Genomic DNA, 24,530 nt, shown 5'->3' with positions numbered 1-24,530 from the left:
GATGTGGTCGGGGTCGGGGTATCGGACAGATCTCTATACACGAAATAGTTCCAGTCGATTCATGCGGTCGCTCAGGTGGCACGATCAATCAATAACAGCACGCTCCGGCAGTCCGGCAACCACAACCGCGAGGTTGTATCCCGACATCCGCAGTTCTCCGTTGTCCCCTGTCCTCGCGTACTCCGCATGCCCGAACGCCCGCTCGTGTTTCACTCCATCCGGGGTGATCCCCTCGGCCGTGGACAACCGATGGAACTCGGTGCGCGTCGGATCGCCACCGAAACGGCCGAACCCCGCGATACTGTCGCCTTCCGCTTTCATGACGTAGACGTGCCGGTCGGCGATACCAAGGTCCGACTCCACCTTGGCTCGCACCCCGGGTGAACCGTAGAACACCACGTCGTCGACCGCTGCGCTTGCCCCGCGTTGCAGCGCAAGAGAAGTCGCGAGGGATCCGTAGGAGTGGCCCAACGCGGTGATATGGACTCCGTCGTTGACCGACGCGGCACGAAGACCGTGAAAGAAGCTACCCAATGCGTCGGCGGCTATGCCGGCCTTGGACGATCGACTGACGTCGAAGCTGGCCCGACCGATGTCGAACTTTCCCGGCCCGATCACCTGTGGCGCGTCGTATCCGATCCAGGCGATGGTGGCCACGCTTTCCTTTCGGCCGGCCAGTTCGAGTTGCCGCATCGCCTCGGCTCGTAATCGCGTTGCCTCGCCGACCATTCCGCGCATCGAGTCCTTGACGTTGGTGTTCAGTCCGGGAATCGTCACGGAGATGTGATCCGCTGTGTCCGGATCACCGATCGCAATTGCAGCGAAGCCGCGTTCGCCCGAGCGCATGTCCATGAGCAGTAACCGTCGATCAGGTTCGGCGCGAAACAACTCGTCGAGCGCGTCCAGATCCTCGAGTTTGCGTTCGGCGTACCACTGGCCCGCCCCGGTGTTACTCAGTCTGCCGCCGAAGAACTCGCGGTGAAGTTCTTGCGAGATTCGGACTGAATCATCTTGCAGCCGTGCTCGTTCCGATTGAATTCGATCGAGGTTGGCCGGGCTGCGAATCGCAGCAGGAATGCCGTCGAGGTTGGCGATCAGGCCTGGTGCATGACGCAACATCTGACGCTGCCGATCAGGGCTGAACGCTCGCCACTCCTCCCCCACACGCACAGCTTTGTCACGGAGGTCGGTGCCGACCTGAGACCGCAGAGACAACGCATGATGAAGATCCGCGCTGACCAGCAGTGCCTCACCGATCAGTTCTCGAACTGCGACCTCGAGCAACTGGGCGTGCACGTGGAGCGGGTGACCGTCGGCGATGGGCGCAACAGCAGAGACGGTCCCATCCTGACGAATATGCAAGTCGTCGGCGACGGCCTCTTTGCGCAGCGTATCCAGCCGTCGACGGATGTCGCGAACGCGGTGAGCGACCAGAACGCCTTCCAACCCAGCAGACAGTTGATCCAAGGCTTCGACGTCCCATACGTCGATATCTGTGAGATCCACTCGGGTCAGGACGAACGAGCAGCGATCCGGGCCTGTACTTCCGGGCGACGCAACGGAGGGACGGTCTGAGGTGGCTGTCTGCGAGGCGGCAACGCACTGAGCAGGCGCGTCGTCGTTTCGGTCACCTCACGCACCGCCTGTTCGAAGGCGTCTCGGTTCGCGTCGGACACCTTGGCTATTCCGCTCACCTTACGTACGTATTGGCGAGAGGCCGCCTCGATCTCCTCCGGCGTAGCAGCGGGCTCGAGTCCACGAAGTTCAGTGATGTTTCGGCACATAATTCGACGATAACCCTGCTCACCGACGCCGTCACGGTTCGATACATCAATGTATCCAAACTGCCACGCAGATCCGGGCATCACGGTAGTTTCAGTGAAATTCCCCCAGTGACTGGAAGTAGCCACTAACTCATGGACTCTGCACTCACCTCCGTCGGCCTACCCGCCGCACTCGCCATCATCATGTTCGGCCTCGGGCTTTCCTTGACGGTCGGAGATTTTGCCCGCGTGGCAAAAGCGCCGAAAGCCGTCTCGATTGCCCTGATCTGTCAGTTGTTGTTGCTCCCGGCCGCGGCCTTCGGTCTGGTCACGTTGTTCGACCTCGACCCGCTGCTCGCCGTCGGCATGATGCTCCTCGCCGCATCACCGGGCGGCACCACGGCAAATCTGTTCAGTCATCTGTTCCGCGGCGATGTCGCTCTCAATGTGACACTCACTGCGGTCAATTCGGTGATAGCGGTGGTCACCCTTCCGCTCATCACCAACTTCGCGTTGGGGTACTTCGAACCCGAGGACGCGGACGGCACCCTCGGACTGCAGTTCACGAAGGTACTTCAGGTCTTTGCCGTCGTACTGATTCCTGTCGCCCTCGGAATGTGGGTTCGATTGCGCTCGAGCGCCTTTGCCGAGCGCATGGACAAGCCCGTCCGCATCGGATCCGCGGTGGTTCTGGCACTGGTGATCGTCGGAACGGTTGTTTCCGAGCGCGAGAACATCGCGGACTATCTCGTCGACATCGGCGTCGTCGCTGCCTTGTTCTGCCTACTGAGCCTCTCGATCGGTTACGTCGTTCCCCGGATATTCGGCATCGAGGATCGTCAGGCCATCGCCAGTTCCATGGAAATCGGCATCCACAACAGCACGTTGGCGATCACCATCGCCGTCAGTCTCCTCGACAACGTGCAATTGGCAGTGCCGGCCGCGGTGTACGGCGTTCTGATGTTCCCGCTCGCTGCAGCCTTCGGCGCCGCCATCACCCGAAAGTCACGGACCATGGCCGAAATCGACTAATATCAGGCGGTTTTCGATATAGGTGATCTGGTATCGCCAACCCTACGATCGATACGGACTCAGACCGAAGGGTATCGAAAAAATGCTGACCAACACACCTACCGTGCCGGACGAACGCGTCTGGCAAGAGCTAGTCGACGCACTTACCCGTCGCCAATTCGGCATCGGAGCCGGGATGGCAGCAGTCGCAACTATTCTGTCGTCCTGCAGTTCCAGCGACGGTTCAGGTACCGATGATGACGCTCAAATGCGCACCGTCACCACGCCGTTGGGGACCTACGACATACCTACCAACCCGAAGCGGGTCTTGGCCGTCGACGCCCGAACCGACCTCGAGCTCGCCATTGCCCTGGAACTACCGGTGTTCGGATACAACATCTCGCCCGTCACCAAGTGGGTTCCCGCCGACGGCTCGGCCGAATACCTCAGCGACAAGCCCAATCTGGAGCAGATCCTCGGACTCGCACCCGATCTCATCATCTGCGTCAACGCCGACAACGAGTACTGGCCCGCTGCAAAGCTCCAAGCCATCGCTCCTGTCCTGACGACCGAATCGAAGCAGACGTGGCGGGAGAACCTGACCCGGCTCTCCGATTGGCTGGGCCGAACACCCACCATGGATCGCCTGATCACCGATTACGACGCTCTGATCACCGACATTCGCACTCGACACGCTTCGGCGATCGCGGGCAAAACCGTCGCAAGCTTGTCCTACAGTCCGGACAAGGCCACGATCTACATCGACAGCCTGCCCGTGTCGGAGGAAACGGGAAAGAAGAATCGTCAACCCACCGACATGACGCTCGCCGATATCGGCGGAAGAACATTGAACACAACCGGTTTCGACAATCAGGGACGACTGAGCATCGAAGAGATGGATCGTCTGCAAGACTGCGACGCGTTCATGGTTTCTGTCACCGACAGCAGTGACACCACCTTCGATCAACTCTCGGACAACAAGTTGTGGCAACGACTTCCGGCTGTGCAGGCCGGGAACGTCGCCGTTCTGCAAGGAAGTACGTACTACGGGTCCATCTACACCAACATGTACGTGGCCAAGGGCTGGGACGATCTCTATTCGACGCTCGACTGATCAGCCTTGTCCGTGGAAATGCCGGCCGCTCCCGCGCGGTCGGCTTTTCACGTTTCGAGGTCGATGCCCAACGCTCCGGAGAGGGTCCGCAGACAGATCACTCTCAACTCTTCCTGCGGTATGGAAGGTTGATCGAGCCAGTCGAGGCAGACAGCTCGGACGAACGCGATCCATCCCCGAACTGCAACGGCAGCGAGCTGTCTTCTTTCGCCCTCGAATCCCAGTGCATCGAGGATTCGAATCTGCTGCTGTTCGAGTTCGCGCTCGACAATCGCCCGGATACCGGCCTCGGCCGACAGCGTCCCGACGTTGATGGCGCGCACTCCCCTGCTGTGCGACTTCACGTACGCGAAGTAGGCGTCCAACCCGGCTGCCACCTGTTCGCGCACCGGTAGCGTCGCATCGGGTGCGGTCACCTCGAGCAGGTGCTGCGATTCGCGCTCGACGATTGCGGCGAAGAAGTCTCGCTTGGTCGGAAAATAGTGGTACATCAACCCGCGCGAGACGCCCGCAATCTCGGCGACCTCTTCGATCCACACATCCTCGTACGAGCGATCGGCAAAAAGTTGCGCGCCGATGTCGAGCAACTGCGTGCGCCGCTGCTCTCGGTCCAGGCGTTTTCGTGGTGCGACCATAGGCAAGTCAGATTACTACTTGACACCGATTCAGTAAGGCGTACTTTGCGTACTAGACATCAATTCAGTAAGCGATCTCACCCCGGGGGACACACAATGAGCGTCGACACCACTCCAGAGGCGACGACCGATGCTCGGATCCCGCATCCGGCGTGGCGCCTGCCGGTCCTCGGGGACGTTCTCGGGATCAATATCCGGACACCGCTGCAGAACTCCGTGAGCATCGGCCGCGAACTCGGCCCGATCTTCGAGAGAAATGTCCTGGGAAATCGCTTCGTCTTCGCCTCGGGCGCGGACATGGTGGCAGAACTGTCCGACGAGTCCCGGTTCGCGAAGCACCTTGCACCTGGAGTCAAAGCACTCCGCGGAATCGGCGGCGACGGCCTGTTCACGGCGTACAACCACGAACCCAACTGGGGCAAGGCGCACAATCTCCTGGCACCGGCGTTCAGCCAGACTGCGATGCGCTCGTACCACCGCACCATGCTCGACGTAGCCGGCGAGTTGGTCGACCATTGGGACAGTCGTGAAAGTGACTCCCCCATCGACGTCTCCGCAGACATGACCAAGCTGACGCTGGAGACCATCGGACGCACTGGATTCAGCTACTCGTTCGACTCCTTCGAACGTGAAGAACAGCATCCGTTCGTCAAGGCAATGGTCGGCGCACTCTCCCATTCGCAGCGCACGACGTTCCTGAAGTCGATCGCCCTCGGGCGAGTGCTCGCACGTCGCGCCGATCAACGTGACGAGGTCCGCAAGGCGTACATGGCCGAGGTTGTGGACGAAGTGATCCGTGCCCGGCGGACAAGTACCGAACCGGGGCCCGAAGATCTTCTCGAACTGATGCTGCGGGCGGCACGCGAGAACGATCCCAACCGTATCGACGAACTGAACATCCGCCATCAGGTCGTGACCTTCCTCGTCGCCGGACACGAAACGACCTCCGGCGCATTGTCGTTCGCGCTGTACTACCTGTCACGAAACCCTGACGTGCTGGCCAAGGCGCAAGCCGAGGTCGACAAGGTATGGGAGGGCGAGGAGCCCGCCTTCGAGAAGATCGCGAAACTTCGATACGTACGACGCGTCCTCGACGAATCATTGCGTCTGTGGCCGACCGCTCCCGCCTACGGGCGCGCGGCGCTCGAAGACACGACGCTCGTCGGCAAGTATCCGATGAAGAAGGGCGATTGGATGCTCGTGCTCATCCCGTCACTTCATCGTGATCCGGTGTGGGGCAACGATCCCGAGGCGTTCGATCCGGATCGCTTCCTGCCTGCCAACATCAAAGCCAGGCCAGCGCACGTGTACAAGCCATTCGGAACGGGTGAACGCGCCTGCATCGGAAGACAATTCGCCATTCACGAAGCGGTCCTCGTGTTGGGCACCATCTTGCAGAAATACACGATCGAGGCCGATCCGGACTACGAGTTGAAGGTAGCCGAACGGCTCACCCTGATGCCCGAAGGCTTCAACTTGACGGTCCGCCGACGCTGACCTCGCAAAACTGCGTCGCGCAACTCGGTTGAACAGTCCCGAATGCGGTAATCCCTGAGGTGGCAGCAGCGAGCACCGGCGCACCCTGGGAGTTCACATGACAAAGAGGCCTGCAGTGGGAATCGTCTTACTCTCGGCGGCATTGGCCACGGGAGCTTGCTCGGCAAGCGTCGGGACGCCGCAAGTGGACAAGTCCGAAGTCGCAAGTCAGATCTCCACTCAACTAGCCGAGAAGATCGGCGAGCCACCCGACGACGTGACGTGTCCGGAGAACCTCGACGCCGAAGTCGGCGCATCGATCACGTGCATCCTGACCGAGCAGGGCACCGAATACGACGTCACAGCTACCGTGACCAGCGTTGACGGTGAAAGTGCGAACTTCGACATCAAGGTTGCGGATGTGCCGAACAACTAACTGCTGTGCGCCTTTATTAACCGCCGGCGGTTAATAAAGGCGCACAGCAAGGCGTCAGAGACGCTCGATAATCGTCGCGTTCGCGGTGCCGCCACCTTCACAGATGGTCAGCAGGCCGTAACGACCGCCGGTGCGCTCGAGTTCGTTGAGCAGGGTTGCCATCAGCTTGGTGCCGGTCGCGCCGAGCGGGTGACCGAGTGCGATCGCGCCGCCGTTGACGTTGACCTTGGCCGGATCTGCGCCGATTTCCTTGATCCAGGCCAGGACGACCGGGGCGAAAGCTTCGTTGATCTCGACGATGTCGATGTCGTCGATGCTCAGGCCGGCCTTCGCGAGAGCATGCTTCGTGGCCGGGATCGGCGCACTGAGCATGAAGATCGGGTCGTCGCCGCGTGCGCTGAGGTGATGAATCCGGGCGCGGGGCTTGAGGTTGTACTTCTCCACCGCTTCCGCCGACGCCAGCAGCAGCGCACTCGCACCGTCGGAGATCTGGCTGGCCACTGCCGCGGTCATGCGTCCGTCTTCGACGAGAACCTTGAGCGTCGCCATCTTCTCGAGGCTGGTCTCGCGGGGTCCTTCGTCGACGGTCGCGTCGCCCATGGCGACGATCTCGTTGTCGAAACGACCCGCGGCGATTGCAGCCTTGGCGCGCTCATGGCTCTGCAGGGCCCACTTCTCGAGCTCTTCGCGGCTGATGTCCCACTTCTCGGCGATCATTTCGGCGCCCTTGAACTGCGAGACCTCTTGGTCACCGTAGCGCTCGGTCCAACCGACCGAACCCGAAGTCGGCGTGTCGAATCCGTACTGCTGACCGACGATCATCGCTGCCGAGATCGGAATCTGGCTCATGTTCTGAACGCCGCCGGCAACGATCAGATCCGCGGTGCCCGACAGGATGGCCTGAGCGCCGAAGTGCACTGCCTGCTGGCTCGAACCGCACTGACGGTCGACGGTCACCCCGGGAACGTGCTCCGGGAATCCCGCTGCGAGCCAGGACATACGGGCGATGTTGCCGGCCTGGCCGCCGATGGCGTCGACGCAACCGAAGATCACGTCGTCGACGTCACTGGGGTCGATACCGGTGCGCTCGACCAGTGCCTTGACGACGTGCGCACCGAGATCGATGGGGTGCACGCCGGACAGCGCGCCGCCCCTCTTGCCGATCGGTGTGCGAATGGCGTCGACGATGTAAACCTCGGACATAGCGTTAGCTCCTAGTTTCGTTGTGCAGCAATAGTTCTTGAAGTTGATTCAGCAATAGCGTCTGAAGTTGTGGCCGGATCGGAGAGCCCGTCGAGCACGATCGCGAGATATTGAGCCGCGACGGCGTGAGCCGAGAGGGATCCACCAGGGCGGTACCAGCGAACCGCGACCCACACGGTGTCGCGCATGAAGCGGAAGACCAATTCGACGTCGATGTCGGAGCGGAAGGTCCCGTCCGCGACGCCGGCTTCGAGGACGCCGACCCACAGGTCCCGGAATTCGGTGTTGCGCTCGGCCAGGTAAGCGAAGCGCTCGTTCCCGACGAGGTGCTTGACCTCGTCCTGGTAGATCGCCACAGCCGAATGTGAGGCGTCGATGGCCTCGTACGACGTCACGACCAGTGCTTCGAGCGTCGCGCGACTGTCCAACCCCGCCGCGACGATCTCGCGGTATTTTCCGAAGAGTTCGTCGAGGAACTGGTGCAGGATCTCGTCGACCATCGACTCCTTGGAATCGAAATGGTGATACAGGCTGCCGGACAGGATCCCGGCGGCGTCGGCGATGTCGCGGACGGTCGTCGCGCGCACTCCGCGATCGGCGAAGAGCCCCGCCGCGATCTCGAGCAGCTCGTCGCGGCGCCCGGACTTGCCGTTTGATTCGTCGGAATTTCGAGGTGGCGTCATGTATTCAATCCTATCCAGGGCCTTCCCCTGTGCGCGGTCAGCGAGTCCAGGGGCTCCTTAACCGCGCACGGGGACGCTAGGCCCTCTGCGAAGAAACGGAGACGATCTCGCCGGTCATGTAGGTGGAGTAATCGCTGGCGAGCATCGCGATGACCGTTGCGATCTCCCAGACCTCCGCGGCGCGGCCGTAGGCCTCACCGGAAGCCAACTGGTCGAGCAGTTCCTCACTGGTGACCTTCGCCAGGAACGCGTGACGCGCAATGGAAGGCGAGACCGCGTTGATACGGACTCCGTACTCCGCTGCTTCGATGGCGCTGCACCGAGTCAGCGCCATGACGCCGGCCTTGGCTGCGGCGTAGTGCGCCTGGGAATGCTGCGCGCGCCAACCGAGAACGGACGCGTTGTTCACCAGAACACCGCCGTGGGGAACGCTCTTGAAGTACCGCAGGGCGGCGCGCGTCGAACGGAAGGTGCTGTTGAGGGTGATGTCGAGAACGCGATCCCACTGATCGTCCGTCATGTCGACGACGGGAGTTTCACCGCCAAGGCCCGCGTTGTTGACGACGATGTCGATACGTCCCAACTTCTCGGCGGCGCCGACGAACAACGCGTCGACCTGCTCGGTGCTCGATACATCGCAGATAATCGATTCGACCTGCTGACCGGGGAATTCGGCCTTCAGCTTCTCCACCGTCTCGCCGAGTCGACGCTCGTGGAAGTCGGAGACGAGAACGTCGCCGCCCTCGAGAAGCACCCTGCGCGCAGTGGAGAAACCGATGCCGGTTCCGGCTGCGGCGGTGATGATCGCCTTCTTGCCCGCGAGCAGTCCGTGGCCCGGGGTTTCCTCCGGCGCAACGGAAAGCGGGGACGCGGCTTTGGTGTCAGACATTAACGGGCCTCTCGGGGAAGACCGAGCACGCGCTCGGAAATGATGTTGCGCTGAATTTCGTTGGAGCCGCCGTAAATCGTGTCGGCGCGGGTGAAGAGGAAGAGGCGTTGCCATTCGTCGAGCTCGAGGTGCTCGGGATCGGTGATGTCCGAGGCATTGCCTTCGGAATCCGCCCACGGTGCAACCAACGACGACGCACCCTGCACGTCCATCGCCAGCTGTCCCAGATCACGATGCCAGTTGGCCCACAACAGTTTTGCGACGGACGCTTCTCCGCCACCGGTTCCGGCGTCGACCGCGTCGAGAGTACGCATCGCGTGGGCGCGCATCACGCGCAGTCCGACCCACGCGCGGGCGATCTTTTCACGAATGTGCGGATCCTGGTCACTGCCATTGGCTTTCGCCAGGTCGACGACGCCTTGGAGCTCGCGGGCAAATCCGATCTGCTGTCCGAGCGTGGATACACCGCGCTCGAAGGTGAGCAGCCCCATCGCGATCTTCCAGCCCTCGCCGGGTTCCCCGACCACCAGATCGGCATCGGTGACGGCGTCGTCGAAGAAGACCTCGTTGAACTCCGATGTGCCGGTGAGCTGCTGAATGGGCCGAACTGTCACACCGGGCTGATCCAACGGGACAAGCAGGAAGCTCAACCCCTGGTGACGCTTGGAGCCCACCTCGGTGCGGCAGACCACGAAGCACCACTGCGCGACGTGAGCCAGTGAGGTCCACACCTTCTGGCCGTTGATGATCCACTTGCCGTCTTCGAGGCGTGCGGTCGTGGAGACGTTCGCGAGGTCGGAACCGGCGCCGGGCTCGGAGTAGCCCTGCGACCACAGTTCACTGACCGTGTTGATGCCAGGAAGGAATCGGCGCTTCTGCTCGTCGGTGCCGTACGCGATCAGCGTCGGGCCGAGCAGCTCTTCACCGATGTGGCTGACGCGAGCGGGCGCACCGGCCTTCGCGTACTCCTGATGGAAGATGACCTGCTGGGAGATGCTTGCTCCCCGCCCGCCGAACTCCTTCGGCCACCCGAGGCACGTCCACCCCGACGCTGCGAGGTGCTTGTCCCACTCGAGTCGTTGCTCGAAGAACTCGTGCTCACTGCCGGGGCCGCCCTTACCCTTGAGCTGGGCGAATTTGCCCGTCAAGTTCTCGGCCAACCACTGCGCGACCGTGGCCGCAAACTCGTCGTCCGTCATCTGCCCGTCCGGGCTCTCGCTCTGGTCCACATATGTAAGATAACCTACCAAGCACTTGCTAGGTAGCGTGTCAGGTAGGAGTCCAGTGACCGAACAACCGAGAACCATCCCATCAGCCCTCATCCGGGCCGCCGAGGAGTTCGGTGAGCGCGCGGCTATCGCCGATGGCGACACCCGACTGACCTTCGCACAGCTACATCAGCGCGTCCGCGATTTCGCCGGCGCACTGATCAACCGTGGGGTGAAGGCAGGCGACCGCGTCGTCATCTGGGCGCCCAACACGTACCACTGGGTGATCGCCCTGCTCGGCGCTCAGTACGCCGGCGCAGCCATCATCCCGATCAACACGCGCTACACCGGCACCGAAGCACTCGACATCATCGAGCGCGTCGACGCAGCTGCCCTGGTGGTCGTCGGCACGTTCCTCAAGGCCGACCGGTACCAGCAGTTGCTCGACGCCAATCCGGACCTGAGGATCCCCACCGTCATCCAGGTACCGATCGACGGGGACGACGACCGTGACGGCGTCATCGAGTTCGAGGACTTCCTCGCGCTCGCCACCGACGCCGCCCGCACCGAAGCCGACGCGCGTGCTGCGAAGGTGCAGCCAGACGACGTCAGCGACATCCTCTTCACCTCCGGCACCACGGGGCGCAGCAAGGGTGCGATCACCGCGCATCGTCAGTCCATCGCTGTCGCCAAGTCGTGGGGTGAATGCGCCGAGGTCACCGCCGACGACAACTTCCTCATCATCAGCCCGTTCTTCCACACCTTCGGGTACAAGGCCGGAATCCTGGTCTGCCTGTTGAACGGTGCGACGATCGTGCCGGTGTCCGTCTTCAACATCGACGACACCCTCGCATTGGTCAGCAGCGAGAAGATCAGCATCCTGCCCGGCGCCCCGACGATCTACCAGACCATCCTCGATCATCCCCGCCGCAGCGAATACGACCTGTCCTCGCTCCGCATCGCGATCACGGGCGCAGCACCCGTGCCGGTTGCTCTCGTCGAGCGCATGCAAGCAGAGCTTTTCGACGCCGTCCTCACGGCATACGGTTTGACCGAGGCAGTGGTTGCGACCATGTGCCGCACCGACGACGACCCGGTCACCGTCTCCACCAGTTCCGGCCGCGCGACAGCCGATTTCGAGGTCAAGATCGGCGACCAAGGCGAGATCCTGCTTCGCGGACCGAACGTCATGCTCGGGTACCTCGACGACCCGGAATCCACCGCCAAGGCAATCGACGTCGACGGCTGGCTGCACACCGGAGACGTCGGAACCCTCGACGAGCGCGGATATCTCGACATCACCGACCGTCTGAAAGACATGTACGTCAGCGGCGGATTCAACGTCTACCCCGCCGAGATCGAGGGCATGTTGGCTCGCCTGCCCGGCGTCCACGAGTCTGCTGCCATCGGCATCCCCGATCACCGGATGGGAGAGGTGGGCCGCGTCTACATCGCCCAACTCGACGGTGCCGGCCTCACCGAAGAGTCGGTAATCGCCTTCCTCAAGGAGAAGATCGCAGGCTTCAAGGTGCCCCGCGAGGTGCGCTTCGTAGATCACCTGCCTCGTAACCCTTCGGGCAAGGTCCTCAAAACGGTTCTGCGCGAGGAACAATCATGACCGTTCCCTTCGAAGCCGACGTCGTGACCTACGAGGTTCGTGACTCGGTCGCCGTCGTGACCTTGAATCGACCCGACTACCGCAACGCCCAGAACTCGGTGGTCACGTACGCCCTCGACGCGGCATTCCAGCGCGCCGTCGAAGACGACGAGGTGAAGGTGATCGTCCTGGCAGGCAACGGACCTCACTTCAGCGCCGGTCACGACCTGGGAACTCCGGGACGCGACCATCACGTCGAGTACGAGAACAAGGCCACCATGTGGTGGGATCACGTCGACAAGCCAGGCGGTGACCAGCGTTTCGCCCGCGAGATGGAGGTCTACCTGGGCATGTGCCGCCGTTGGCGGGAGATCCCCAAGCCCACCATCGCGATGGTGCAAGGCGCCTGCATTGCCGGCGGGCTCATGCTCGCCTGGGTCTGCGACATGATCGTCGCGGCCGACGACGCCTTCTTCTCCGATCCCGTTGTCCGCATGGGTATCCCCGGCGTCGAATACTTCGCGCACCCGTGGATGGTCGGTTCACGATTCGCCAAGGAAATGCTCTTCACCGGCGATAGGTTCACCGCGCAACGTGCATACGAAATCGGCATGGTGAACCGCGTCGTCGCCCGCAAGCATCTCGAGAAGGAGACGTTCGAGCTCGCCGGACGTATCGCCGAGATGCCGCGCTTCGGACTGGCTTTGACCAAGAAGGCCGTCAATCAGTGCGAGGATCAGATGGGGATGCGCAACGGCATCGACTCCGTCTTCGGTCTGCATCACTTCGCTCACGCTCACAACGCCGAAGTCGGCAAAGACTCGCTTGGTGGTCTCGACGCCAAAGCTATGGCTGCCAGTGCTCGCGCACCGCAGGAAGGAACAAACTAGTGGATCTCGTATTCGACGACGCCACAACCGCATTCCGTGACGAGGTTCGCTCGTTCCTGGAAGCGAATGTGCCCGCGACTCCCCTGAAGTCGATGGATACCGCCGAAGGCTTCGAAGAGCACCGTCAGTGGGAGCACACTCTCGCCGACGCCGGCTACGCCGTCGTCTCCTGGCCCAAGGAACTCGGTGGACGCGATGCGTCCCTGCTCGAGTGGGTCATCTTCGAGGAGGAGTACTACCGCTCGGGCGCGCCCGGCCGCGTAAGCCAGAACGGCATCTTCTTGTTGGCTCCCACACTGTTCGAGCATGCAAATGCCGAGCAGTTGGCTCGCATCATGCCGCGCATGGCTCGTGCCGACGACATCTGGGCCCAGGCCTGGTCCGAGCCCGAATCCGGTTCCGACCTCGCTAGCCTGCGTTCGAGTGCGAAGAAGGTCGACGGCGGCTGGCTGCTCAACGGTCAGAAGACGTGGAGCTCACGCGCGAGTTACGCCGACTGGGGCTTCGGCTTGTTCCGCTCCGATCCGGATGCGCAGCGCCACAAGGGCATCACGTATTTCATGTTCGACCTCCGGTCGAAGGGTGTCACCGTTCGCCCGATCGATCAGCTCGACGGTGAGCCCGGCTTCGCCGAGATCTTCCTCGAAGACGTCTTCGTTCCGGACGACCCGGCCAACCCAGGTGAGTCGGGTGTGATCGGAAACGTCAACGAAGGTTGGCGGGTCGCGATGAGCACCGCGAGCAACGAGCGTGGTCTCTCGCTGCGCAGCCCCGGCCGCTTTCTCGCCACCGTCGACCGCCTGCTCGAGCTGTACAAGTCCAGCGGACGCACCGACGACAGCGCTCTGCGCAACCAGGTCGCCGACGCCTGGATCGGCGCTCGCGCTTACCAACTCAACACATTCGGCACCGTCACCCGTCTGGCCGACGGTGGACAGCTCGGCGCCGAGTCCTCGATCAACAAGGTCTTCTGGTCCGAGTGGGATATCGCCACCCACGAGACTGCTCTCGAACTTCAGGGCCCTGAAGCCGAGTTGGCCGACAACTGGATGGACGGATACCTGTTCTCCCTGTCCGGCCCGATCTACGCAGGCACCAACGAGATTCAGAAAAACGTCATCGCTGAGCGTCTGCTCGGCCTACCGAAGGCGGACCGATGAGATTCGCGCTCGACTCCTCCCACCAGGACTTCGCTGCAAGCATCGATGCACTGCTGACCAAGTCCGACATGCCCGCCGTCATCCGTTCGTGGAACGACGGTGACACCGAGCCGGGCAAGAAGCTCTGGCAGCGCCTCGCCGAGACCGGCGTCAACGGTCTCGTCATCTCCGAAGAGCACGACGGACTCGGCGCCGACGCCGTCGACCTGGTCGTTGCGCTCGAACAGCTCGGTCGGCACGCAGTACCCGGACCGGTCGTCGAGACCATCGCCGTGGCGCCGACGCTCCTGGCCTCCGTTGCACCGGAACGTCTCTCTGCTCTCGCCGAGGGTTCGCTGGCAACTGTCGCAGCTCCCCCGCGCACACCGTTCGCGCTCGACGCCGATGCGGTGGATCTGGTTCTGCTCGCGCAGGACGGTGCCGTATCACTCGGTGTCCCTGGCGAAGCCAAGGCATCGGTGGATCTCTCCCGCAAGCTCTACGAGGTTTCCGCCGGCGAATCGCTGGGCTCCGCCGACTTCTCGGCCGCCTTCGACATGGGCGCTCTTGCCACTGCCGCGCAGTTGCAGGGCCTGGGCCAGACACTGCTCGAGGTCACCACCGAATACGCGAAGCAACGCAAGCAGTTCGGCAAGGTCATCGGACAGTTCCAGGCCATGAAGCACCACCTGGCCGAGGTTGCCGTCTCCCTCGAGATGGCTCGCCCCCTGCTGCACGGCGCCGCACTGTCGGTTCGCGATCAGTCGGCCGACGCCTCGCGTGACATCTCTGCGGCCAAGGTCGCGTGCGGGGATGCTGCGTACAAGGCCGCTCGCGTCGGACTCCAGGTTCACGGCGCCATCGGCTACACGATGGAACACGATCTCTCCTTGTGGCTCACCAAGGTACGGGCGCTGCTCACCGCGTGGGGCACACCGTCCGAGCATCGCGCACGCGTCGTCGAAGCGCTGGTTGCATCATGAGCATCGACACCGAAGACCAGGCAGCACTGCGCGCATCGGTACGCGATCTCCTGAGCAAGCATTCCGACTCCGCTGCCGTCCGCGCCGCCATCACCACAGAGATCGGCTACGACGCCGCTTTGTGGAGCAAGCTGTGCGAGCAGATCGGCGTCGCCGCGTTGGCGATTCCGGAGGAGTTCGACGGCGTCGGAGCAGGTTTGGGCGAGGTACACGTGGTCCAGGAGGAATTGGGCCGCACGCTGACCCCGTCACCGATGCTGGGTTCGGCGATTCTTGCCGCACAGGCACTGCTGCTTTCCGGTGACAACGACGCATGCTCGCGACTGCTGCCCGGTGTCGCGTCCGGCGAGAGCACGCTCGCTCTGTGCTGGGCAGGTGCCGCGGGTTGGAGCACCTTCGGCGTCGAGGCAACCGAAGACGCGTTGACCGGCACGGCGTCGTACGTCCTCGACGGACACGTCGCAGACACCCTGCTCGTTCTCACGGCCGACGGGTTCTACGAAGTGGATCCAGCGGCCGAAGGCGTCTCCCGCCGACGCGTCCCCACCATGGATCCGACGCGAACGCTGGCGGAGGTCACGTTCTCCGGTGTTCGTGGTCGGCCACTGGAGTGGTCCGAAGATCTGGTCGATCGGATCCGAACCGTCGTTCTGATCGCCTTGTCCGCGGAACAGGTCGGAGCGGCCGCAGCGATCGTCGAGCAGACCGTCGAATACACCAAGTCGCGCAAGCAGTTCGGTCGCGCGATCGGCTCTTTCCAGGCCCTCAAGCACCGGATGGCCGACATGTACACGTTGGTCGAGACGGCGAGGTCGATGACGTACGCCGCCGTGGCGACGCAGTCGGCGGACGACGCGGCAGTGGCGAAGGTCTACTGCTCGGAAGCCTTGCAGCAGATCACCTCCGAAGCAGTTCAGTTGCACGGCGGAATCGCAATCACCTGGGAGCACGACGCTCAGCTGTACTTCAAGCGTGCACACGGCAGCGCTCAGCTCTTCGGTCAGCCGAGCACCTACCTGCCGAGCCTCGCGCAGGCAGCGGGCCTCTAGGAGACGTCGGTGCTTGTTCGCTCGGGATTGCGAGCGAACAAGCACCACTGGTGCCCAGTCAGTGGAATGCCCAGCAGATTAATAGCTCTGGATCGCGCAGAATCGGTCACCAGACAGCTGTCCATCCCACAGACCGGAGTTTTCTCGTGAATCGATTCGACGACAAGCGCGTCCTCATCAGCGGCGCAGGATCCGGAATCGGCCAGGCCACCGTTGCCCGCATCCTGGCAGAAGGTGGCACCGTCGTCGCCGCCGACATTTCCGAGACCGGCCTCGAACAGACGTTGAACGCCGCGAAGGACGCAGGCCACTCCGATCGCCTGACCACGGTGAAGGTCGACATCTCCAGCGAAGTGTCTGTTCGCGAACAGGTCGGCGCTGCGATCAAGGCTCTGGGCGGGCTCGACGTGCTGGTCAACGCGGCGGGCATTCTGCGCTCCGCGCACACCCACGAGATGACACTCGATTTCTGGAACACCGTCATCGGGGTCAATCTGACCGGAACTTTCCTCATGACGAGGGAGTCCCTGCCGGCACTGCTCGAAAGCGGGGCAGGCGTCGTGGTCAACTTCAGTTCCACGTCGGCCACCTTCGCCCACCCGTATATGACGGCATATGCAGCGTCGAAGGGCGGAATCCAATCCTTCACGCACGCTCTTGCACTCGAGTACAGCAAGCAGGGCCTTCGCGCCGTGGCCGTCGCACCCGGCAGCATCGCGTCGGGCATGACGTCCGATCCCGGCTTCCCGGCCGACATCGACTTCACGCTGCTCGGCAAGCTGGCCCCGGCAATCGGTGAGGGTTTCGCTCCCCCGTCCGCGGTCGCCGGCGTGATCGCGATGCTCGCTTCCGAGGACGGCTCGTTTGTCACCGGAACGGAAATCCGCATCGACGGCGGCACGCATATGTGACCACTTGCTGTGCGCCTTTATTAACCGCCGGCGGTTAATAAAGGCGCACAGCAGCGAGGCGGCATACTTATCTCGTCGCCCGGAACCGGTCCGGCGGTACGACGTGCGGTGGGGAGCCAGCGGTGAGCGAGTCAACAGGCACTACGAACCTCGAGCCCGTGCTGATCAGTCCCGTCGTCGGCGGAAAGATCCGCACCTGGTCCGAGGACGAGACCCGCTTGTGGAGCGTCGACGATCCCGCGGCGCTCGGCGCACAGTTGGGACGCGGTCTCGTAGCCCGTACGACCCTGCCGGACAACAAGTTCCGAGAGGTTGCGTTTCTGGATACCCAGACCCAGGTCCTCACTGTGCAGCCGCGCTTCGCTTCCCCTGACAGCACTGCACTTGCCGCACCGTTCAAGCTCACCGAGGCGTCGGCCCCGACGTCCGACGCTTGGGAAGATCTCGAATCGGTACTCGCGTCGGTCGCGATCTCCGCTGCTGGACGTGGCGAATTCTGGCTCGCGGAACTCGGCGGGTGGGATTCTCCGCACGAGCCGAACTGCCTCTTCACGACCGTCGACGAATCGGGACTGGCCAACGCGGTCGTGGAGGCCACCCCCGCGCCCGCCGGAACCGGCGTCTGGCCGGAGGTTCCGAGCGGACAAACCGGCGTTTCCGTTTCGGCACCAGCCTCACAGGACACCATCGAGGCTGCCGGAATCTTCGCGGTATCAGCGATCGAGACGTGGGGCGTCACACCGTGGGACATCAACCTCACTTTCGGCAAACTGGTCGATTTCGCCTGATCAGCGGCGCCGACACACGGCGGTGAGTTGTACGTCTCCCCTCAGCCGACGGCTCACGGTTCGTCACAACACGCCCGATGGCGACGACATCGGGCCCCTCGGTGGGCATACTGAGGGAACTGGGGTTACTCCCGGTCACAAATACCCGTGGATCCGCGTCGGGGCGGGTGCGGTCCGACAACACGCGAGCAGCCACAGACACTGGCGGCTCCGAAAGGTTCAATCATGGCAACCGACCAATTGCAGACGGTTGTATTGCACGGCGACCAGCTCAAATACGTCGACCAAGGCAGTGGCCCCGTTGTGGTGCTCATTCACGGCCTACTGGGCGCGCACTCCAATTGGGAGCCGCAGATCGAGACACTCTCGCGCCACTACCGTGTCATCGCTCCTGACCTCTTCGGACACGGTGCGTCGGACAAGCCTGCCGGCGACTACTCACTCAGCGCTCACGCCGCCACTGTGCGTGACCTCCTCGAGGCCCTCGACATTCCGTCGGCCACCCTCGTCGGCCACTCCCTCGGTGGTGGGATCGCGATGCAGACGCTGTATCTCTTCCCCGAGCGTGTGGAGCGGCTGTGCCTGGTAGCCAGCGGCGGACTCGGCCCCGAGGTGAGCCCACTCCTGCGCGCAGCAACTCTGCCCGGCAGCGAACTGGTACTTCCCGTCCTCGCGTCCCGGACGCTGACCGACGTGACAGACAAAGCGCTCGGACTTTTCAACAAGATCGGCCTGTTCAAGCTCGGTGCCAGCGCGAGTGAGGCCCGTAAGAGCTTTGCTTCGGTATCGGACGCGTCGACACGTCAGGCATTTCTGGCGACCGCGCGATCGGTCATCAACTACAACGGCCAAACCGTCAATGCCACTCCGCATTTCGCCAACTTCAAGAACCTGCAGGCACTACTGGTGTGGGGCGAGGAAGACACCATCATCCCCAACGCCCACACCGAGAATGCTCGCGCCGAACTACCGCTGGGGCGGGTGGAGATATTCAAGCGCGCCGGGCATTTCCCGCACCTTGACTATCCGGATCGCTTCGACCGTGTCTTCTCCGAATTCATGACGGACTGCGGAGTCGGTATCGGCACCGGACCCAAGGCCGTCAGCAGCTGAACTAGCTCCCCGCAACCAGCTCTTCGAGGTAGCTCGCCACCCCGTCCTCGTCGTTCGTGGGCAAAATTCGGTCGGCGAGCTCGATGACCTCGGCTCTGGCGTTGGCGGGCGCCAGAGCCGTTCCGGCCCAGGTCAGCATCGCAACGTCGTTGAAGGCGTCACCGGCCGCGGCAACTTCCGACGCGTCGATGCCGTCGATCGCGCACAACTGCGCGAGAGCGCTGGCCTTCGAGACGCCCGCTGCAGCCATTTCCATGTACGGAGCCCCGGAGTGGGTCAACTCCACACCCTCGATGCCCGCAGCGACCGCAGTTCGGTACAGGTCGGCGCTGGGAACCTCGGCATGCCGGGCCACGATCTTGACCATCGGCTCCACGTCCAGCGGCAGCGTATCGGCGAGCACCATCTCGTGCAGGTGCCGGTGATGGTCCGCGAACTCGCACAGAGCGGCATACTCCGGCTCGGCAAAGAACTGCGTGGGTCCGACGTTCGCGAACACGACGCCAGGAATCAGAGCACGAACCTGCTCCATAGCTGTTGCAGCCAAAGATGTTTCGATCGAAACGGTGTCGACGATCTCCGGAGTCCCGTCCGCCAGGTCGAGAATGACAGCTCCGTTGGCACACACAGCTTTACCGCGAAATCCGCACGAGCTCGCCAACGTGTGTACCGAATGCCTGGCCCGGGCCGTCGCCCACACAACTTCGATCCCCGCGAGCCGCGCGTTCTCCATGGCCTGCGCGGTGCGCGCCGAAATCGTTCGGTCGGAGCGCAGCAGGGTGCCGTCGAGGTCGGTTGCGAACATACGAATACGGGTCACCAGACAATGATGGCAGTCCGTTCGCAGCCCTCACCAACTACGTGACATGGGCCGTTGCTCTGTCAATTACTTGCTTGGGCCTCGAGAAGGTGCCGACGCATCTCACCGAAGACCACACCCAGCCGCTCGACATCTCGCGGGCTCAGCAGGTCGAACATGCTCTCCCGTACAGCGGCCACGTGCGCCGGGCTTGCCGACGCCAATTTCTCGGCACCCGAGTCGGTCAGCTCCGCATTAGCGCCCCTCTTGTCGTCGACACACTCGACCCGGCGCACCCACCCGGCACCGACCAGCCGATTGACGGCCCTGGTCACACCACTTCGGGTCGCCATCACAGCATCGGCGAGCTCACTCATGCGCAGTTGCCGCCCAGGCGCTTCGGATAGAGCAACCAACAGTTCGAAGTCCGTGAACGAAATGTCGGAGTCTCGCACCAACTGCTGATCGAGAACACGCTGGAGCAGTCGGGTCGAGTCCAGGTAAGCCCGCCAGGCCGTTTGCTCCGAGTCGCTCAACCACCGCGTCGATTCCATGACACCAGCATATCCGAAGTAGTTGACAACGAAATCAAATGATCTATTCTCAATGTAGTTGATCAGTCAACTACCTGTTCGAAGAGAAGGTTCAACCGAGAGGCGGGCGCTATGAGCGACAACAACGCAGTGCAGTTCGAGGAACGCCGGGCCGAGATCAGGGATCGACATCTGCTCCCCGCCGACAAACGACCCGCATCGACCGCACGCGGCCTGCACCATACGGCCCTGATCAGCAGCGACGTCGAACGAACCGTGAAGTTCTATCAAGATCTCCTCGGCTTCCCTCTCACCGAGCTGATCGAGAACCGCGACTATCCCGGGTCTTCGCACTTCTTCTTCGACATCGGCAACGGGAACCTCCTGGCCTTCTTCGATTTCCCGGGACTCGACGTGGGCCCGTACCAAGAAGTACTCGGCGGCCTCCACCACATCGCGATCAGCGTCGAACCTGCCAAGTGGGCGAAGCTACGTACCAGACTGACCGAGGCCGGCGTCGAACTGATCGAGCACAGTGAGGTTTCGCTGTACTTCCGCGATCCCGACGGCGCTCGACTCGAACTGATCGCAGACCCACTCGGTGAGATGTACGGCAATCACGTCCTCTGAAAACTTGCTCTCCCCCATACCATTCGGAAGGCACACCATGACCTCCACTCTGTCTCAGCCGAACCTCGATATCCGTCGATCCGGGGATCGCTTCAAGTCCAATGCCGGCTGGCTGGACTCGAAGCACTCGTTCTCGTTCAGCAATCACTACGACCCGAAGAACACTCACCACGGTCTTCTCCTGGTCAACAACGACGACATCGTCACGCCCGGAATGGGATTCGACACCCACCCGCACCAGGACATGGAGATCGTCACCTGGGTACTGAGAGGTTCTCTCGTACATCAGGATTCGATGGGGCATTCGGGCGTCATCTACCCCGGTCTCGCCCAGCGGATGAGCGCTGGAACGGGAATCCTGCATTCGGAGAAGAACGATTCGTGGCGACTCGGTGACGTGGCGGGTGCGCATTCCGACAAGCACAGCGACCCGGTTCACTTCATCCAGATGTGGGTCGTCCCCGACGAGGCCGGAATCACGCCCGGATACGAGCAGTTGGAGATCGACGCCGAATTGCTTGCCGGTGGACTGGTTCCCGTCGCGTCGGGCATGGACGCGTACGCCGATCACTCGGCAATCCGGATCAAGAACAAGTACGCCGCGATGCACGTTGCGCGTCTGCAACCCGGACAGCCCGTGACCCTGCCCGACGCACCGTTCCTGCACGTTTTTGTCGCCGACGGTCAGGCCGCCATGGAAGGCGTCGGAGTGCTCGAACAAGGTGACGCGGTACGCGTGTCCGGCGGCGGAGGTCAGCAGCTCAGCTCCGATACCGGGGCAGAGGTCATCGTCTGGGAAATGCACGCCACCGTTTCGCAGGGATGACATGAAGCCCTTCTCGTACGACGCTTCACCGGCTCGAATTGTCTTCGGCCAAGGGATGATCGATACGATCGCCGAAGAAGTGCGGCGGCTCGGCCGTAGCCGAGTGATGGTGCTGGCAAGTCGTCGACTCGACGCGGTTGCCGCCGCCGTGACCGAATCTCTCGGCGACATGGCGGTGGCCCGCTTCGACGGCGCTGTGATGCATACTCCGATCGAAGTCACGACAGCCGCGCTGAGACTTGCCGAGAACCATCACGTCGACACGGTCGTGGCGATCGGCGGCGGTTCGGCAACCGGGTTGTCCAAGGCATTGGCACTACGAGCGGGGTTCGATCAGATCGTCGTTCCGACAACGTACGCGGGATCAGAAGTCACTCCGGTGTTGGGTGAAACAGAGAACGGACGCAAGACAACTCGCTCCTCTCCCCACATCAGACCGGAAACCGTCATCTACGACGTCGACCTCACTCTCGATCTGCCGCTGGATACCACCGTCACCAGTGCCGTCAACGCGATGGCGCATGCGGTTGAAGCGTTGTACTCCACCGAGTCCAACCCGATCACGGACTTGATGGCGATCGAGGCGATCTCCGGGATCGCCCGTGCGCTGCCGAGCATTGTCGATGATCCGAAAAATCTGGAAGGTAGGGCCGAACTACTGCAAGCAGCCTGGTTAGCCGGAACCTGCTTGGGCACGGTCGGTATGGGGCTTCATCACAAGTTGTGCCACACCCTCGGTGGCAGCTTCGGTTTGCCGCATGCTCCCACCCACACCGTTGTCCTCCCCCACGCGATGGCATTCAACGCGCCTGCTGTCCCGGATGTGATGTCGCGAATAGCGACTGCTCTGGGCGCATCCGATGCCGCTACCGGCGTTTTCGACCTCGTCACCGCGTGCGGCGGACCGACCACTCTGCGAGAACTGGGAATGAGTCACGATCAAATCGAAAATGCAGTCGAACTCGCCACCTCCGCCGCGTATCCGAATCCGCGTGAGATCACCCCGCCGGGCCTGAGCGAACTCCTCGAGAACGCCTGGTCCGGGCGTCGACCCGCCATCAGGTGAGAACTAATCAGGCAGTACCGCCTCGAGGCCTGACGTGTTCGAAGATCAGAATCGTCTCGGTCGCAGCAACCGCTGGATGTGCCGAGAGATTGTTGACGACGAAGTCACGCAACTGCGCCGAATCCGTCGTTGCGACGTGCAGCATGTAGTCGTCGACACCGGCAACGAAGTACACGTTGAGCACGGAGTCCAGCTTGGCGAAATCGTCGCCGAGCCGGTTGAGGTGCGACCGTGCGTTGGCCTGCAGTCGAACTGCGATCATCGCCTGCAGATCCATTCCGAGAGCGGCGGGGTCGATGTCCGCGTGAAATCCCCTGATCACGCCGTTGTCCACCAAGGCGCGCACACGGCCGAGGCATGTCGACGGCGCAATTCCCGCGATCGCAGCCAGCGCATTGTTCGGAATCCTCGCGTCTTTCGCCAGCTCTTCGAGCAGAACCCGGTCGATCTCGTCCAACTTCATTGCTGCCCGAACATGCTTCGGCGAGGCGGCCGTCTGAATACCGATTTTTGAACTTTCGCGCACCATGAATACAGCCTAGAGAATTATCTTCACTTCTCTTCACTATCTGGCGACGAAACTTCATGCTTGGCACCTGCCATTCGAAGAAACAACAGACTCAGTTCGGAGCCGTGTCATGAAGGTCGGAATCCCCCGCGAGATCAAAAACCACGAGTACCGCGTGGCCATCAGCCCAGCAGGCGTCCACGAACTGGTCGGCCGAGGACACGAAGTCGTCATCGAAACGGGTGCAGGCGTCGGCTCCTCGTTCAGTGACGAGGATTTCAAGGCCGCGGGCGCGCAGATCCTCGGATCTGCCGATCAGGTCTGGACGGACGCAGATCTACTCCTGAAGGTCAAAGAACCTATTGCAGAAGAGTATTCGCGACTCCGTAAGGATCAGGTTCTCTTCACCTACCTGCACCTGGCGGCGTCGAAGGAATGCACCGACGCGCTCCTGACGTCGAAGACCACCTCCATCGCCTACGAAACAGTTGTCGGTTCCGACGGTTCACTGCCCCTCCTCGCCCCGATGAGTGAAGTAGCCGGACGCCTGGCACCGCAGGCGGGCGCCTATCACTTGATGCGTCACGGCGGCGGACGCGGAGTGCTGATGGGCGGCGTACCCGGAGTGCGCCCCGCCAAGGTCGTGGTGATCGGTGCGGGAGTCTCCGGCAAGAACGCCATCGCCGTGGCCTACGGCATGCAGGCCGACGTCACCGTTCTCGACCTGTCGATCGCGCGCCTGCGGGAAATCGACGAGCTGTACCACGGCCAGGTCAAGACCATCACGTCCAACAGCCTCGAACTCGAACAGGCAGTCCTCGACGCCGACCTGGTCATCGGCGCAGTGCTGGTCCCCGGGGCGAAGGCGCCGACTCTCGTCTCCAACAGCCTGGTGGCGCGTATGAAGCCGGGTTCTGTCCTGGTCGACATCGCCATCGACCAGGGAGGCTGCTTCGAGGATTCACACGCGACCACGCACGCCGATCCGACGTACCAGGTACACGGTTCGGTCTTCTACTGCGTTGCGAACATGCCCGGAGCCGTCCCCCGTACGTCCACCTACGCACTCACCAACGCGACGCTTCCGTACGTCGTCGCCTTGGCAGACAAGGGGTGGAAGGACGCGGTCGCGACAGTTCCCGGCCTGGGGTCAGGTCTGAGCACACACGACGGCCTGCTCCTGTCCGACAGTGTTGCAGCGGCGCATGGGTACTCGGCTACCACTCTCTGACCCAGGCAGCTCTGACCCAGGCAAGGACAGCTCGAGATCGCTAGCCTTG

General features: G+C 62.6%; 26 protein-coding genes. 16 read left to right on the top strand and 10 right to left on the bottom strand.

Annotated elements, in window-relative coordinates; genetic code table 11:
• Window positions 1-84 precede the first annotated feature (84 nt).
• Both AC1Q6C_RS24010 and AC1Q6C_RS24005 read right to left on the bottom strand, forming a co-directional pair.
• Window positions 85-1,506: an alpha/beta hydrolase gene (locus AC1Q6C_RS24010; RefSeq protein WP_058227639.1), complete on the bottom strand. Its 1,422-nt coding sequence runs from the start codon at window positions 1,504-1,506 to the stop codon at window positions 85-87.
• 5 nt (window positions 1,507-1,511) lie between these two features.
• Window positions 1,512-1,784: a DUF2277 domain-containing protein gene (locus AC1Q6C_RS24005; RefSeq protein WP_003945457.1), complete on the bottom strand. Its 273-nt coding sequence runs from the start codon at window positions 1,782-1,784 to the stop codon at window positions 1,512-1,514.
• Between the two features lie 132 nt (window positions 1,785-1,916).
• Here AC1Q6C_RS24005 and AC1Q6C_RS24000 point away from each other — a divergent pair, with 132 nt between their 5' ends.
• Together AC1Q6C_RS24000 and AC1Q6C_RS23995 are read left to right on the top strand one after the other, a co-directional pair.
• Complete coding sequence (locus tag AC1Q6C_RS24000) at window positions 1,917-2,795, top strand: bile acid:sodium symporter family protein (protein ID WP_003945620.1); 879 nt, start codon at window positions 1,917-1,919, stop codon at window positions 2,793-2,795.
• Window positions 2,796-2,877: 82 nt separating this feature from the next.
• Entirely contained in the window at window positions 2,878-3,888 is a 1,011-nt protein-coding gene (locus tag AC1Q6C_RS23995) for an ABC transporter substrate-binding protein (protein WP_064112460.1), read from the top strand.
• Between the two features lie 47 nt (window positions 3,889-3,935).
• On the opposite strand, the gene AC1Q6C_RS23990 is transcribed toward AC1Q6C_RS23995, so the two are convergent.
• Entirely contained in the window at window positions 3,936-4,523 is a 588-nt protein-coding gene (locus AC1Q6C_RS23990) for a TetR/AcrR family transcriptional regulator (RefSeq protein ID WP_003945528.1), read from the bottom strand.
• 96 nt (window positions 4,524-4,619) lie between these two features.
• Here AC1Q6C_RS23990 and AC1Q6C_RS23985 point away from each other — a divergent pair, with 96 nt between their 5' ends.
• Both AC1Q6C_RS23985 and AC1Q6C_RS23980 read left to right on the top strand, forming a co-directional pair.
• On the top strand, window positions 4,620-6,020 hold the full coding sequence (locus tag AC1Q6C_RS23985; protein WP_492666850.1) for a cytochrome P450: 1,401 nt from the start codon (window positions 4,620-4,622) through the stop codon (window positions 6,018-6,020).
• Window positions 6,021-6,117: 97 nt separating this feature from the next.
• On the top strand, window positions 6,118-6,435 hold the full coding sequence (locus AC1Q6C_RS23980) for a DUF4333 domain-containing protein (protein ID WP_020906277.1): 318 nt from the start codon (window positions 6,118-6,120) through the stop codon (window positions 6,433-6,435).
• A gap of 54 nt (window positions 6,436-6,489) precedes the next feature.
• Here the strand turns inward: AC1Q6C_RS23980 and AC1Q6C_RS23975 are convergent, their stop codons facing one another.
• From AC1Q6C_RS23975 to AC1Q6C_RS23960, 4 genes are all read right to left on the bottom strand, one after another.
• A complete protein-coding gene (locus AC1Q6C_RS23975) occupies window positions 6,490-7,638 on the bottom strand; it encodes an acetyl-CoA C-acetyltransferase (RefSeq protein WP_007734192.1) in 1,149 nt (382 codons plus the stop codon).
• A gap of 11 nt (window positions 7,639-7,649) precedes the next feature.
• A complete protein-coding gene (locus AC1Q6C_RS23970) occupies window positions 7,650-8,321 on the bottom strand; it encodes a TetR/AcrR family transcriptional regulator (protein WP_003945807.1) in 672 nt (223 codons plus the stop codon).
• A gap of 76 nt (window positions 8,322-8,397) precedes the next feature.
• The gene (locus AC1Q6C_RS23965; RefSeq protein ID WP_003945582.1) at window positions 8,398-9,210 is read right to left on the bottom strand and encodes an SDR family oxidoreductase; all 813 of its coding nucleotides are present in this window, start codon (window positions 9,208-9,210) and stop codon (window positions 8,398-8,400) included.
• Window positions 9,210-10,439, bottom strand: coding sequence for an acyl-CoA dehydrogenase family protein (locus AC1Q6C_RS23960; protein WP_007734188.1), 1,230 nt, complete (start codon window positions 10,437-10,439; stop codon window positions 9,210-9,212). Before AC1Q6C_RS23960 ends, AC1Q6C_RS23965 begins: the two co-directional genes overlap by 1 nt.
• A gap of 55 nt (window positions 10,440-10,494) precedes the next feature.
• Between AC1Q6C_RS23960 and AC1Q6C_RS23955 the strand changes: the two genes are divergently transcribed.
• The 8 genes from AC1Q6C_RS23955 to AC1Q6C_RS23920 all read left to right on the top strand — a co-directional run bounded on the left by AC1Q6C_RS23955 (window position 10,495) and on the right by AC1Q6C_RS23920 (window position 18,888).
• Window positions 10,495-12,036 (top strand): FadD3 family acyl-CoA ligase, encoded by a 1,542-nt coding sequence (locus AC1Q6C_RS23955; RefSeq protein WP_021332413.1) that lies wholly within the window; start codon window positions 10,495-10,497, stop codon window positions 12,034-12,036.
• Window positions 12,033-12,905: an enoyl-CoA hydratase gene (locus AC1Q6C_RS23950; protein ID WP_007734183.1), complete on the top strand. Its 873-nt coding sequence runs from the start codon at window positions 12,033-12,035 to the stop codon at window positions 12,903-12,905. The genes AC1Q6C_RS23955 and AC1Q6C_RS23950 overlap by 4 nt, the downstream gene beginning before the upstream one ends.
• Window positions 12,905-14,065, top strand: coding sequence for an acyl-CoA dehydrogenase family protein (locus AC1Q6C_RS23945; protein ID WP_007734181.1), 1,161 nt, complete (start codon window positions 12,905-12,907; stop codon window positions 14,063-14,065). Before AC1Q6C_RS23950 ends, AC1Q6C_RS23945 begins: the two co-directional genes overlap by 1 nt.
• Window positions 14,062-15,027, top strand: a complete 966-nt coding sequence (locus AC1Q6C_RS23940) for an acyl-CoA dehydrogenase family protein (RefSeq protein WP_007734178.1) — start codon at window positions 14,062-14,064, stop codon at window positions 15,025-15,027. Before AC1Q6C_RS23945 ends, AC1Q6C_RS23940 begins: the two co-directional genes overlap by 4 nt.
• Window positions 15,024-16,076: an acyl-CoA dehydrogenase family protein gene (locus AC1Q6C_RS23935; protein WP_003945931.1), complete on the top strand. Its 1,053-nt coding sequence runs from the start codon at window positions 15,024-15,026 to the stop codon at window positions 16,074-16,076. Before AC1Q6C_RS23940 ends, AC1Q6C_RS23935 begins: the two co-directional genes overlap by 4 nt.
• Window positions 16,077-16,222: 146 nt before the next feature.
• Entirely contained in the window at window positions 16,223-16,987 is a 765-nt protein-coding gene (locus AC1Q6C_RS23930) for an SDR family NAD(P)-dependent oxidoreductase (protein ID WP_064112451.1), read from the top strand.
• A gap of 122 nt (window positions 16,988-17,109) precedes the next feature.
• The gene (locus AC1Q6C_RS23925) at window positions 17,110-17,775 is read left to right on the top strand and encodes a hypothetical protein (RefSeq protein ID WP_064112450.1); all 666 of its coding nucleotides are present in this window, start codon (window positions 17,110-17,112) and stop codon (window positions 17,773-17,775) included.
• 225 nt (window positions 17,776-18,000) lie between these two features.
• Window positions 18,001-18,888 (top strand): alpha/beta fold hydrolase, encoded by an 888-nt coding sequence (locus AC1Q6C_RS23920; protein WP_007734173.1) that lies wholly within the window; start codon window positions 18,001-18,003, stop codon window positions 18,886-18,888.
• A 1-nt stretch (window position 18,889) separates the two neighbouring features.
• Here the strand turns inward: AC1Q6C_RS23920 and AC1Q6C_RS23915 are convergent, their stop codons facing one another.
• Window positions 18,890-19,708: an HAD family hydrolase gene (locus AC1Q6C_RS23915; RefSeq protein ID WP_003945542.1), complete on the bottom strand. Its 819-nt coding sequence runs from the start codon at window positions 19,706-19,708 to the stop codon at window positions 18,890-18,892.
• Between the two features lie 62 nt (window positions 19,709-19,770).
• Complete coding sequence (locus AC1Q6C_RS23910; RefSeq protein WP_042449445.1) at window positions 19,771-20,241, bottom strand: MarR family winged helix-turn-helix transcriptional regulator; 471 nt, start codon at window positions 20,239-20,241, stop codon at window positions 19,771-19,773.
• A gap of 111 nt (window positions 20,242-20,352) precedes the next feature.
• On the opposite strand from AC1Q6C_RS23910, the gene AC1Q6C_RS23905 reads away from it, so the two are divergent.
• Genes AC1Q6C_RS23905 through AC1Q6C_RS23895 form a run of 3 tightly spaced genes read left to right on the top strand, consistent with a single transcriptional unit; the run spans window position 20,353 to window position 22,742 of the window.
• Entirely contained in the window at window positions 20,353-20,850 is a 498-nt protein-coding gene (locus tag AC1Q6C_RS23905) for a VOC family protein (protein ID WP_007734170.1), read from the top strand.
• Between the two features lie 37 nt (window positions 20,851-20,887).
• On the top strand, window positions 20,888-21,676 hold the full coding sequence (locus AC1Q6C_RS23900) for a pirin family protein (RefSeq protein WP_020906267.1): 789 nt from the start codon (window positions 20,888-20,890) through the stop codon (window positions 21,674-21,676).
• 1 nt (window position 21,677) lies between these two features.
• Window positions 21,678-22,742, top strand: a complete 1,065-nt coding sequence (locus AC1Q6C_RS23895) for a maleylacetate reductase (RefSeq protein WP_064075162.1) — start codon at window positions 21,678-21,680, stop codon at window positions 22,740-22,742.
• 7 nt (window positions 22,743-22,749) lie between these two features.
• Here AC1Q6C_RS23895 and AC1Q6C_RS23890 read toward each other — a convergent pair whose 3' ends face one another.
• Window positions 22,750-23,271, bottom strand: coding sequence for an Lrp/AsnC family transcriptional regulator (locus AC1Q6C_RS23890; RefSeq protein WP_003945867.1), 522 nt, complete (start codon window positions 23,269-23,271; stop codon window positions 22,750-22,752).
• A gap of 109 nt (window positions 23,272-23,380) precedes the next feature.
• On the opposite strand from AC1Q6C_RS23890, the gene ald reads away from it, so the two are divergent.
• Entirely contained in the window at window positions 23,381-24,481 is a 1,101-nt protein-coding gene (gene ald, locus AC1Q6C_RS23885; protein ID WP_003945541.1) for an alanine dehydrogenase, read from the top strand.
• Window positions 24,482-24,530 lie beyond the last annotated feature (49 nt).

This window comes from Rhodococcus sp. MT28 (assembly GCF_058792695.1).
This window is presented reverse-complemented; position numbering and strand designations above follow the sequence as displayed.